Below are 12,562 nucleotides of genomic sequence, written 5' to 3'. Positions count from 1 at the left end.
CGGACAATGCAGCCGCCGACTGCCATGGCCGACGATGCCGACTTCGAAGCGCGCGTGCGCCTCGAGGTGCAGCGGCGCATGGCGGCGACGCCGGCGATGTTGCACTCGATCGATGCCGAGGGACGCCTGATCTCGGTCAGCGACGCCTGGCTCGCCAAGCTTGGATACGTCCGCGAGGAAGTGCTCGGCCGCCGGTCATCCGAATTCCTCACGCCGGCCTCGCGCGACCACGCCGTCAAGAACGTGCTGCCGGCGTTCTTCCGCACTGGGCATTGCGATAGCGTCGAGTACCAGATGGTCTGCAAGGACGGCCGCGTGATCGACGTCCTTCTGTCGGCGGTCCTGCACCGCGATCCCTCGGGCCAGGAACAGACATCGCTTGCGGTGATCACCGACGTCACCGCGATGAAGGATGCAGAACGCCGCGTGGCGGAGAGCGAAGCGCGCTACCGTCTGCTTGCCGACAATTCCACCGACATCATTGCCCTGCTCGATCGCGACGGCGCCCGGCGCTATGTGTCGCCGGCATGCTTTGCGATGACCGGCTATACGCCGGAAGAAATGCAAGCCTCGCGCACCGCCGAGACGACGCATCCGGACGATGTTGCAAGGGTGCTTCACGATCTCGCCAACATGACCGGCGTGACCACCGTGACCTACCGCATGCTCTGCAAGGACGGCCGCTACATCTGGGTCGAAACCACCTGCAGGCCGCTGGTCGGCGAAGGTCAGACGAACTTAAGGCTCTGCATTGTGCGCAACGTCGATGCACGTGTGCGCACCGAACGACAATTGCAGGAGAGCGAAGGCCGCTACCGGTTTCTCGCCGACAATTCCACCGACCTCATCATGCTGGTCGGGCATCGGGGCAAGCGCAGCTATGTCTCGCCGGCCTGCGAGAAGCTGCTCGGATACACGCCCGAAGAGATGCTCGAGATCAACTCGGCGGACGCGCTTCACCCCGACGACCGAGCATCGACCATGCGGACGCTCGCGCACGGATCGGGAGATCCGGCGCAGCGCGAGCAGACGCTGTCTTACCGGATGCGGCGCAAGGACGGCAGCTATGTCTGGGTCGAGGCCACCGGCCGGGCCGTCGATGTCGTCGGCGAAACCGATCAGCGCTTGTTGATCGTTCGCGATATCGAACGGCGCATGGAAGCCGAACGGCAGTTGAAGGAGAGCGAGGCGCGCTATCGCCTGCTGGCAGACAACGCGACGGACGTCATCATGACCGTGGCGCAAGACGGCAAGCGCAGCTATGTCTCGCCGGCCTGCGAAAAGCTGCTCGGATACACGCCCGAGGAAATGCTTCCGATCAATTCCCTGGACACGGTGCATCCGGAAGACGTTTCGACTGTCCACCGGATGCTCGCCGCCGGCTCCGAAGGCGGGGATCAGCAACAGACCTACACATATCGGATACGACACAAGGACGGCAACTACATCTGGGTCGAGACGACGGCCCGCGATATCGCCGGAGAAGAAGGCCGGCGACAGCTGAGCATCCGCGACATCGCAAAGCGCAAGAAAGCCGAGCAGCAGCTGAAGGACAGCGAGGCGCGTTATCGTCTGCTTGCCGACAACTCCACCGACATGGTGTTCCAGCTCGACACCGACCTCGTGCGCCGCTACGTCTCGCCGGCCTGCCGCGAACTCCTGGGCTACGAGCCGGAAGAGATGGTCGGCATCAAGCCGGCCGACATGGCCCATCCCGAAGACGCGCCGCGGCTCGCTTTGGTCTTCCAGATGCTGCTCAGCGGCCAGACCGACCGCCACTCGATCGTCAACCGCATCCGCCATCGCAACGGCAACTGGATCTGGGTGGAAGCGCAGTTGCGGGCGCTGAAAGGCCCCGACGGCACTGCCAGGGCAATCATCGGCGCGCTGCGCGACATCTCGGTGCGCAAGGCCGTGGAGGACGAACTGGCGGAAGCCAATCGCCGCCTTCGTCTGCTCGCAGGACAGGACAGCCTCACCGGACTTGCCAATCGCCGCGCCTTCGATGAAGCGCTCGCCAGGGAGCATCTGCGTTCGCGGCGCGACAAGACGGAGCTTGGCCTGATCATGATCGACGTCGATCATTTCAAGCGCTTCAACGACCTTTACGGCCATCTGGCCGGCGACGATTGCTTGCGGTGCGTAGGCGCCACGATCGGCGGAGCCTTGCTTCGGCCGGGCGACCTCGCCGCGCGCTATGGCGGCGAGGAATTCGCGGTGCTGCTGCCGGACACCGACGAGGCCGGCGCCGCCGTCACCGCCGATCGAATTCGCGAGACCATCCGTGGCCTCGGAATGCGCCACGATGCCAACCTCCACGAGGTTGTCACGATCAGCGCCGGCGTCGCGTCCTTCAACTGCGCGGACATTGAATCCGATCGCCTGATCGAGGCGGCCGACCGGGCGCTTTACTGCGCCAAGGATGCCGGCCGCAACACCGTCGCCCGCGCGAGCGCAGCCGGACGAAAGTCCCGCCACTCACGTCGCCTGAACATCCGAGCATTGGTAGCAGTCGCGGCTGGCCTTGGCGCCGGCTGAGGTTCCTGCATGGCCGGGCGGCGCCAAAGGCCGAGCCATTGACAGGCTGGCCGCGCAAAACATCAAATAAGCAAAAACCGGCGGCACTTCGCGACAGGGGCGAACAGAATGAAAATCGGCTCGACATGGCAGCGCCTGCGCGACTCCGTCATCAACTCGGCCGGCACCATCGTCTTCGGCATGGAAGACGGAACAGTTTCCATCTTCGGCCTGATCTTTGGCGTTGCCGCGACGACATCAAGCACCAAGACGGTCCTGATCGCGGGCGCCTCGGGCGCCGCGGCAGCGGCCGTCTCCATGATGGCGGGCGCCTATCTCGACGCGGAGACGACGCGAGACAAGACCGATGCAACACGATTGGCTGCCGGCAACTCGGACCTCTCAAGCCGCCTCGTCACTGCGGGCCTCACGCCGCTGCAATCCAAAGCGCTCTCGGCCGCGGCGCAAAGCGACCGCAACGCCGCCGACGGGCTGCTGCTGGTTTTGGAGGGCGCATCGAAAGAACGCGTCAATCCCTTCGAACAGGCGCTGTGGATGCTGATTGCCGACTTCTTTGCGGCCGCAGTCCCGATCCTGCCATTCGTGTTGCTGCCGATCGGTCAGGCACGGATCGTTTCCGGGGTCGTGACCGTCGCCTTGCTCGTAGCGCTCGGCGTCGGGCGCGCGAAGCTCGGACGCCGCAGCATCATCCGCACCGTGACCGAGACGGTTTCACTGGGCATTGGCGCGGCAGCCGCGGGCGTCGGAATCGGCGTGCTGATCGATCATCTGCTCTCGTGACGCGAGGGCTGGCTTATTCCAGTTGCATGCGAATGCCCTTGGCGCCGTTCAAGAGCCGCTTGAGGTGAAAGCCGGCCAGCGGATCGTCGGCATGAAGCCCGACCAGCGCTGCAAAGGCCGGCATGGCCGAGGCGTCGCCGGCCTCCAGTTTGGCGAAGGCCTGCAAATATTGCGTCATCTTGGGCGCGGTCGCCTCGGATAATGGCTCGAAGGCGCGCAGCGGCTCGCTTCGCCCGCGGAGCAAGAGGTCGCCGACCGGCCTGCCGCAAAAAGCCTTGGCGCCTTCGGCGACCGCAGCACTCACGCAAATCCTGGTCCCGAGAAATTTGTTGGCGGCTTCCAGCCGCGCCGCGGTGTTGATGGTGTCGCCATAGGCGGTGTAGTCGAAGAAGCGGCGGCCGCCGAAATTGCCGACCAGCGCGGGACCGGCGTGGACGCCAATGCGGGTTGTTCCGAAATTCACGCCTTTGGATTTCCAGCGTTCGCGAAACGCTTCAGCCCATTCGTCCAGAGCATGTGCGCAGGCAATCGCCCTGGTCGCATAGTCCGGCTGGTCGCCCGGCGCGTTGAAGAGAATCTGGATGGCATCGCCGATGATCTTGGCGACCGTGCCCTCGTGCGCAAAGACGACATCGGTCATCCCGCTCACATACTCGTTGAGCAACGTCCCCAGCACGTCGGGCTTGGCGGTTTCCACCAGCGTGGTGAAGGAGGCGATATCGGTGAAGATCACCGCGACATCGCGCCAGTGCACATCCATGCCGTCGCCTTCGCCGGCAGCGGCAAGCCGCGAGGCGATCTGCGGCGAAAAATACCGTGACAGCGAGGCATGGGCCCGCTCCGCTTCGGCCTGACGCCGCCGCGCCTCGCGCAGCATTTCGACATGGCGGATGGTCTTGTCGATGGTTGCCTCGAGATCGGTGAAGTCGATCGGCTTGGTCAGAAAATCGAAGGCGCCGCGGTTCATCGCGGTGCGGATGTTGCTCATGTCGCCATAGGCCGAGACGATGATGGTCGATTTCCTGTCCTCGGCCTCCTGCAATTTCTGCAGCAGCGACAGCCCGTCCATCCGCGGCATGTTGATATCGGACACCACCATGTCGACATGCGGGTGCTGCTCGAGCGAAGCCAGCGCCTCGACGCCGTCATGGGCGAACAACAAGGTCACCTCGCCGTCGCGAATCTGCTTGCGGAATTTTTGCAGGACGAGCGCCTCGAGATCGGGCTCGTCATCGACGAAGAGGATTGTCGACGTCATGCGGCATGTCCTAGTGGTCCTGATTCTAACATTCGCATCCCTTCTCAGCAGCCACTTTTGCGAATGTTAGAATCAAAAGGACCACTAGCAAATATATGTTTCTAGTGGAGTTTACGATTTGACATTCGCTCTCCGAACTCGCGGCTAGGCGGGCTGCGAATGTCAAATCGACTCCACTAGTCTTGTATCGATCTCCTGACGCAGCAGCGAAAAATCAAGCGGCTTGGACAACAACCCCACCGCACCGCGCTCGATCGCCTTGCGGCGCGTCTCGGCGTCGCCATAGGCGGTGATCATGATCACCGGAACCTCGGGACGCTCGGCGCGGACCTTCGGCAGCATCTCGAGCCCGCTCATGCCGGGCATGTTGATGTCGGACAGGATCAGGATCAGCGACGGCTCCTTGAGTTCGGCGGCTCGCTCTAGCGCCTCGGCAGCCGAAAAGGCAAACTCCATCTTGAAGCGCTCGGCTTTCAGATCGCGCCGAAACTGCTGACGAAACAGCATTTCGACATCGGGCTCATCGTCGACGACGAGGATATAGACGCTCAATTTCTGCCTCCGCTATTGCCTTGCGCCGCCAGTTCTCGAGGCAGCGTAATAATGAATTCGGTAAAATGTCCCGGCTCGGTATCGACCTCGATCTTGCCACCGTGCTGTTTCACGATGATGTCGTGGCTCATCGAGAGGCCAAGTCCGGTGCCCTCTCCGGCCGGCTTGGTGGTGAAAAATGGATTGAACATCTTCTCCTTGACCTCCGCCGGGATCCCGGTGCCGTTGTCACGGATACGGATTTCGACCGTCTTGCCAAGGTTTTTCGTGGTGGCCGTCAGCGTCGGCTCGAAACCCTCCCCGCCCGCCTCGTTGCGCTTGGTTGCCGCATAAAACCCGTTTGAAATCAAATTGAGAAGGACGCGGGTGATCTCCTGCGGATAAAGGTCGACCATGCCGGCGGCGGGATCGAGGTTGCGGTTGAGCGTGATGTTGAAGCCGGATTTCTCGGCCCGCGCGCCGTGATAGGCGAGATTCAAACTCTCCTCGACGATGGCATTGATATCGGCGGGCCGGTGTTCGCCCGAGCCTTCGCGCGAATGCAGCAGCATGTTCTTGACGATGGAATCGGCGCGCTTGCCGTGCTGCACGACCTTTTCCAGATTGCTCTTGAGCATGCCGGTGAGCTCGTCGATTTCGGCGCGGACCTTGGGGTCGATCGTGGCGGAGCCGAGCGCATCGTTGAGCTCGTCGATCAGTTCGGTCGACAGCGCCGAGAAGTTGTTGACGAAATTGAGCGGGTTCTTGATCTCGTGCGCGATGCCGGCGGTGAGCTGGCCGAGCGAGGCCAGCTTCTCGGTCTGCACCAGACGATCCTGCGCGGTGCGCAAATCGTCGAGCGAGAGCGACAGCTCCTTGGTGCGCTCCTGCACCTGTTCGAACAGGCGGACGTTCTCGATGGCGATGACCGCCTGGTCGGCGAAAGTCTGCACGAGTTCGATCTGGCGCGGACTGAACGGTCCAGGCGTTGGCCGTCCCAGCAGCAAGACGCCGTCGACCGCGCCATCGCGCATCAGCGGCACCGCTAGCACAGCCCTGTAATCGCCGATCGTCGGCGCGTTGCCGAAATTATATTCACTATCGAGCCGCACGTCCGGAACGTGGACGAGCGAGCCGTCCTGAAAGACGCGTCCCGTGATGGTGTCTCTCCCGGCTTTCATCGGATGTTCGTTCATGAAAGCGATGAAGGCGGGCGTGCAGCCGGATTCGGCCCGCAGCCGCATCACCTCGCCGTCGCGCAGACAGATGATGCCGAGCGAGCCGCCGCACAGCGATTTTGCGGATTCTGTCAGTGTCGTGAGCACCGATTTCAGATCGAACGCCGAGCGGCTGATCACCTTCAGCACGTCGGACGTCGCGGTCTGCTGCTGCAGGGACTCGCTGAGGTCGTCGGTGCGCTCGCGTAACTCCCGCAGCAACCGCGCATTCTCGATGGCGATCACTGCTTGGTTTGCGAAGTTGGTCACGAGATCGATCTGCTTTTGAGTGAAGGGCAGCACCTCCTCTCGATAAAGCCCTAGCGCACCGACCAACTCGTTCTCCTTGAGCATCGGAACGACCAGGAGTGTCCGCGCGCCCCCGAGCTGGACGACGGCAACAAGCCCGGGAAAGCCTCGCAGGTATCCCTGCTCCTGGGTGGCGTCGGGGACGTGGACGACGGCCTTGGTCGCTGCGACGCGCCCAAGAGGCACCGTGGGATCGGCTGGGATCAGCGGATGACTCGCGAGAAAGTCGGACCAGGCAGTCGGGACATCCCTCGTCGCCACCGCACGGAATGCGTTCTTGTCGTTCTCGTAGAGAAACAGCTGCCCATACTTTGCGTGGCAGACGCGTGTCGCATTCTCCAGCATCGTCTGGAATACCGGGGCCAGGTCGTTTGGCGAGCTGGAAATGACGCCGAGCACCTCCGAGGTCGCGGTCTGCTGCTGCAGGGACTCGCTCAGTTCCGCCGTCCGCTGCTCGACCTTGTTCTCGAGGTCGGCATAGGATTCCTGCAAGCGCACGCCCATGTCGTTGAACTGATTGGCGAGGCCTTCGAGTTCATCGCCGGTCTTGATCGAGATGCGCTGGGCGAAATCGCCGCCGCCGATGCGCGCGGCGCCGGCGCGCAGCGCCTGGATCGGACCGACCATGCGGCGGGCGAGGAAGATGCCGGCGAGCACGGCAAACAGCGACGCCGCCGCCAGCAAGATGGCGAGCCGCTGCAAGGCGGCGTAGAGCGGAACGTAAGCCTCTTCGACCGGCAGCTCGACGAACATCGTCCAGCCCAGCGGGGAGATCGGCGCCGACGCCGTCAGCACCTTCTGCCCCTGCAGGTTGGTCGTGCCCTCCAATAGTTCCGAGTCCGTGCCGGATTGGCCGGCGAGTGCAGCCTGGACCTGCACGAGCTTCGACATGTCGGTGTTGCGGAGCACCAGGCTGATGTCGGGATGGGCGATCAGCCGCCCGGCCGAGCCGACGACGTAAGCGTGACCGTGCTCGCCGACCCTGATCTGTGACACCACGTCCCAGATCAGCTTGAGATTGACCTCGGCGATGCTGACGCCGGCATCCTTGCGGGTGCCCGCCAGCGACAGCGTCATATACGGCTCGGACTCGCGCCGGAAATACACCGGCCCGTAATAGACCTTGTGCGCGACCGCTTCGGTGAATTTGGCATCCTTGGAAAGGTCGAGCCCGCTATCGACCACGTCCATGGCAAGCCGCGATACCCTTAAGCGCTCCTTGCCGGTCGAATCGACCTGGGCGAGTTCAGTGATCGCCGGCACCTGCCGCAACAGGCGAAGCGCGTCGAACCGGCGCTGCTCGATCGAGCCCGCCGACCACGGCAACTGGGTGGTCCAGCCGAGCTGGCTTTCGATTTCCTTGATGAACTGGCTGATCTTGGCTGACGCTGCTTCCGCCTGCTCGTGCTGAATGCGGATCAGGGAGGCCCGGTGCTCGCGATAGTAAAAGAACACCTCGAAGATGCCGTTGGACAGCAGCGCTACGGCGACAACAGCAACGAACAAAACAACGTATTTGATGAACAGGCGGCTGCGGACAATCCGCCCGGTCGACGTGGCCCCGGAGCCGGTCGCCGTGGTCGGCGAAGCAGCCTTTCGGACGGGAGTCTCGTTAGGCAGGGAAAGGGTCATTGGGCGCCAAACTAGCAAGAAGGCCGGTATTTGTCTCTTGCCGCGAGCAGCGACTTTTCCACGGCCTGCCTCCGCAAGTGGCCCTGGACTCAGCAGAATTTCGGCAACCCCCGCTTTTTAGCGATTGGGCGGCCCGGAGACGGCGAGCTGCGACGACCCCTTCCAGATTGAGCTTGGACCGGTACACTACTGCGATCCGATCTAGCGGGGCGGGCATGAGACGGCGGGAGTTCATCACCGTTGCTGGAGGGTTCGCGGCCGCCTTGCCATTTGCGGCGCGCGCCCAGCGCGATATTCCCGTCATAGGATTTCTGAACACCGCCTCACCCGAACCTTATGCGAGGCTCGTCCAGGCCTTTCGCGATGGCCTGGGAGAGACCGGCTATGCCGAGGGCAAGAACGTCGCGATCGAATATCGCTGGGCACGCGGCGAGCAGGATCGCATGCGCCAGATGGCCGTCGAGCTGGCAAGCCGCCGGGTCAAACTCATTGCGGCCACCGGTGGAAGCACGGCTGCACTTGCCGCGAAAGCCGCAACCTCAACGATCCCCATCGTGTTTCAAATCGGCGTGGATCCGGTTGAAGTAGGGTTGGTGGCGAGCCTGAGCAAGCCGGGTGGCAACATCACCGGCACCACGATCATAGCAGTGCAACTCGGTGCAAAGCGCCTCGGAGTGCGGTTGCAGATAGTCAAAGCGAGTTCTGAACCCGACATTGGGCCGGCGTTTTCCGAGCTGCAGAGATTGCAGGCGGGAGCGCTCTGGATCGGCGCAGATCCGCTGTTCAATGGCCTGAGCGAGCAACTCGCAACGCTGTCCGTCACACACAAGATTCCGGCCATCTACCAGTTCCGTGAGTTTGCGGCGGCCGGCGGCCTGGCAAGTTACGGCGGCAGTATCACGGATGCGTATCGGCAGGCAGGCGTTTATTCCGGTCGCATTTTGAAGGGAGACAAGCCCGCCGACTTGCCCGTCCAGCAATCGACAAAGGTCGAGCTGATCCTCAATCTCAAGACGGCGAAACTGCTTGGTCTGGCGCTGCCGCCAGCACTGCTCGCCCGCGCCGACGAGGTGATCGAATGAAACGGAGGGAGTTCATCGCCGGGTTGGGAATTGCGGCAGCTCTGCCAGTGGTTTCGCGCGCCGAGGGCACGACGCCGACGATCGGGTTCATGAGCACGCGCTCGCCCGACGAAGCTGCTGTTCATACCAGGGCTTTCCAGCGCGGCCTCGCAGAGATGGGCTACGTCGAGGGGCGCAATGTCGCCATCGAGTATCGATGGGCCAAGGGTGACTACAGCCGGCTGCCGTCGTTCGCCGCAGAGCTTCACGGCCGTCCTCTCGCATTGGTAGTTGCGCCTGGTGATCCGGCCGCCAAAGCCGCGAAGGCGGCGGGGTTTTCGGTCCCGATCGTCTTTGTCGTCGGTGAAGACCCCGTCCGCTCTGGTCTTGTGACAAGTATGAACAGGCCGGGAATGGCCACCGGCGTCAACTTTTTCACAGGCGATCTCGGCGGCAAGCGGCTGGAGCTTCTTTGCGCGATGGTGCCGTCGGCACATGTCGTGGGATTGCTGCTGAATCCGCGCTTCGGCGAAGCGGCTGAACAGCATCGAAAGTCCGTGAGCGCGGCGGCACGCACCCTCGGCCGCGAGCTTGTCATTCAGGAAGCTTCAACCGATGCCGAGATCGACGCGAGCTTTGCAGCGCTGGTCAAAGCCGGTGTCGCTGGCCTCATGGTGCAGAACGATCCGTTCTTCGACTCAAGGCGCGCGCAAATCCTGGCGCTCTCATCCCGCCACCTACTGCCGGGCATTTTTCACATCCGCGAGTTTCCTGCCGATGGCGGGCTCATGAGCTATGGCGCCAGCCTCGCCGATACCTACCGCCAGGTCGGCGTCTATGCGGGGAAGATCTTGCGGGGCGCGAGCCCTGACGACCTTCCGGTTCTGCAGCCGACGAAATTTGAACTCGTCATCAACACGAAAACTGCCAAGGCGCTCGGCCTTGCAGTACCGCAATCCATTCTCATCGAAGCAGAGGAACTGATCGAATGAAGCGGCGGCAGTTCATCGCCCTCCTCGGTGCCGCGGCTTCATGGCCGCTGGCGGCGCGCGCCCAGCAAGCGGCGATGCCGCGGGTCGGCTACGTCTGGATCGGGGCGCGCGGGACCGACGTCACCGGCAAAGGACTGCGCAAGGGGCTCGCGGAGCTGGGCTACGAGGTTGGACGAAACATCATCCTTGAAGACCGCTTCGCTGAGGATGACAGCGCCAGGGTGCCGGCACTCATCGCCGATCTTCTGGCGCAAAAGGTCGACGTGCTGGTCACGGTCGGCACGTTTGCGACGCTGGCGGCCCGCCGCGTGACCACGACCGTGCCGATCGTGTTTGCCAGCGGCGATCCGGTCAAATCCGGAATCGTGGCCAGCCTCAATCGGCCGGGCGGCAATGCCACCGGCATATCGATCCTGTCGGGCGATTACAGCGCGAAGTGGCTGGAACTGATGAAGGAGGCGGTGCCAAAGCTGAAGCGCGTGGCCGTGCTCTGGAATCCCGAAAATCCGACGGTCGCCGCGGAAGTCGAGCAGATGAAAACGGCCTCGCATGCGCTCGGCGTCGATCTATCCACCTTCGTTGGCGATTCCAGGGGAATTGATCAAAGCCTGGCATCGATTGCGAATGGCGGGTTCGACGGACTCGCCATGACCACTGACCCTTCGCTGGAGGTGCTTACACCCAAGGTCATCGCGTTTGCCGCGCAGCACCGCCTGGCTGCGATCTACCCGTTCAGTTTCGCGGTCGAGCAAGGTGGACTGATGTCGTACGCGGTCGACCTGTTTGACATGTGGCGCCGTGCCGCGAGCTATGTCGATCGCATCCTCAAGGGCGCGAAGCCGGCGGACCTTCCTGTCGAACAGGCCACACGGCTCGAGCTGAAAGTAAACCTCAAGACCGCCGGCGCCCTCGGTGTTTCCCTGCCTCCGTCCCTGCTCGCCCGCGCCGACGAGGTGATCGAATGAAGCGGCGGCGCAGCAAGTAACCTTACCGCCCGGCGCTTGCATGAAGCCGGCAGCCCCCTATCAAGGGCCGGGTTGAGCCGGTACAATCTTGTGGATCGCGGCAGGGCAGCATGCGAAGACGGGATTTCATTGGCGGGTTGGGCGGTGCGGCCATAGCCTGGCCGGAAATGACGCGCGCGCAACAGCCTGCTGGCAGGACCGCCCGTATCGGGTTCGTCGGCACCGGGCGAAACAACCCGATCACGGCACGAGGCTACCCGGCGTTTCTCGATGAATTGAAAAAGGCCGGGTTCGTTGTCGGCCAGAACCTCACCATCGAAGAGGCCGGAGAATACAATGACGCCAAGCGGCTGTTCGCCGCCGCGGCCGACCTTGCACAGTCAAACGTCGACGTGTTGATCGCGGCTGGCCCCGAAGTGATGCTGCAAGCCGCTGTTACCGCGAGCAAGACCATCCCGATCGTCATGTGGGCCATCAACTTCGACCCGATTGCGCGCGGCTTCGTGCAGAGCCTGAAGCACCCCGGCGGCAACATAACGGGCGTCGTTTCGTTGCAAACGGAATTGTCCGCCAAGCAGGTCGAACTCTTGACGCAGGCATTTCCGGAAAAGACGCGGCTCGCGATTCTCTGGGATGGTCTTTCAGCGGACCAGTTCGCCGCGGCGGAACGCCAGGCGAAATCGCTGGGTTTGAACGTTCAGTCGCTCGAACTGGAGAAGCCGCCTTACAATTTCGACGCGGCGTTCCAGCGTTTCTCCGAAGGCTCCGCGCAGATGCTGCTGGTGCTCTCCAGTCCGTACTTTTCGGATTTCCGCGCGCATATTGCCGAACTGGCGATCCAGCAGCGGCTGCCGACCATGTTCATCTTCAAAGGCTACGTCCAGGCGGGTGGACTGATGTCGTACGGCACGGACCCCGCGGCCAATTTTCGTCAGGTCGGCTTTTACGTCGCGAAAATACTCAATGGCGCAAAGGCGGCCGATCTTCCCATCGAACAGGCGACCAAATTCGAGCTGGCCGTCAATCTCAAGACCGCGAAGGCGATCGGCGTCGATCTTTCGACGTCGGTCCTGGTGCGCGCAGATGAAGTTATCGAATGAAACGGCGTCAACTCTTCGAACTGGTAGCCGGCGAAAACCGCGAAGGCACTGGGAATTAATCTTCCACCTACCGTGCTTGCCCGCGCCGACGAGGTGATCGAATGAGGCGGCGCGAGCTTTTCGAGTTGATGGCTGCCGCGGCGCTGACTTGGCCGCTGGCGGCGCTTGCGCAACAATCG

The 12,562-nt window shown here is 62.8% G+C and carries 9 protein-coding genes; 6 read left to right on the top strand and 3 right to left on the bottom strand.

Features of this window, described 5'->3' with window-relative positions; genetic code table 11:
• The first annotated feature begins 6 nt into the window (after positions 1–6).
• A complete protein-coding gene (locus VFB05_RS24785; RefSeq protein ID WP_325017239.1) occupies positions 7–2,538 on the top strand; it encodes a PAS domain S-box protein in 2,532 nt (843 codons plus the stop codon).
• A 108-nt stretch (positions 2,539–2,646) separates the two neighbouring features.
• On the top strand, positions 2,647–3,318 hold the full coding sequence (locus tag VFB05_RS24780; RefSeq protein WP_325017237.1) for a VIT1/CCC1 transporter family protein: 672 nt from the start codon (positions 2,647–2,649) through the stop codon (positions 3,316–3,318).
• A gap of 13 nt (positions 3,319–3,331) precedes the next feature.
• On the opposite strand, the gene VFB05_RS24775 is transcribed toward VFB05_RS24780, so the two are convergent.
• The 3 genes from VFB05_RS24775 to VFB05_RS24765 all read right to left on the bottom strand — a co-directional run bounded on the left by VFB05_RS24775 (position 3,332) and on the right by VFB05_RS24765 (position 8,265).
• Positions 3,332–4,576, bottom strand: coding sequence for an adenylate/guanylate cyclase domain-containing protein (locus VFB05_RS24775; RefSeq protein ID WP_325017235.1), 1,245 nt, complete (start codon positions 4,574–4,576; stop codon positions 3,332–3,334).
• Positions 4,577–4,738: 162 nt separating this feature from the next.
• Complete coding sequence (locus tag VFB05_RS24770; protein WP_325017233.1) at positions 4,739–5,128, bottom strand: response regulator; 390 nt, start codon at positions 5,126–5,128, stop codon at positions 4,739–4,741.
• Positions 5,125–8,265, bottom strand: coding sequence for a GAF domain-containing protein (locus tag VFB05_RS24765; RefSeq protein WP_325017231.1), 3,141 nt, complete (start codon positions 8,263–8,265; stop codon positions 5,125–5,127). The genes VFB05_RS24770 and VFB05_RS24765 overlap by 4 nt, the downstream gene beginning before the upstream one ends.
• Between VFB05_RS24765 and VFB05_RS24760 the strand changes: the two genes are divergently transcribed.
• The 4 genes from VFB05_RS24760 to VFB05_RS24745 all read left to right on the top strand — a co-directional run bounded on the left by VFB05_RS24760 (position 8,265) and on the right by VFB05_RS24745 (position 12,383).
• Positions 8,265–9,347: an ABC transporter substrate-binding protein gene (locus VFB05_RS24760; protein WP_325017229.1), complete on the top strand. Its 1,083-nt coding sequence runs from the start codon at positions 8,265–8,267 to the stop codon at positions 9,345–9,347. The genes VFB05_RS24765 and VFB05_RS24760 overlap by 1 nt on opposite strands.
• Positions 9,344–10,318: an ABC transporter substrate-binding protein gene (locus VFB05_RS24755; protein WP_325017227.1), complete on the top strand. Its 975-nt coding sequence runs from the start codon at positions 9,344–9,346 to the stop codon at positions 10,316–10,318. The genes VFB05_RS24760 and VFB05_RS24755 overlap by 4 nt, the downstream gene beginning before the upstream one ends.
• Entirely contained in the window at positions 10,315–11,283 is a 969-nt protein-coding gene (locus tag VFB05_RS24750) for an ABC transporter substrate-binding protein (protein ID WP_325017225.1), read from the top strand. Before VFB05_RS24755 ends, VFB05_RS24750 begins: the two co-directional genes overlap by 4 nt.
• Before the next feature lie 110 nt (positions 11,284–11,393).
• Positions 11,394–12,383, top strand: a complete 990-nt coding sequence (locus tag VFB05_RS24745; protein WP_325017223.1) for an ABC transporter substrate-binding protein — start codon at positions 11,394–11,396, stop codon at positions 12,381–12,383.
• Positions 12,384–12,562: the final 179 nt, after the last annotated feature.

Origin of the sequence: Bradyrhizobium sp. (genome assembly GCF_035652035.1) — a bacterium.
Lineage (GTDB): Bacteria > Pseudomonadota > Alphaproteobacteria > Rhizobiales > Xanthobacteraceae > Bradyrhizobium.
Note: the sequence above shows the minus strand (reverse complement) of the source record. Positions and strands in the feature narration are given on the sequence as shown.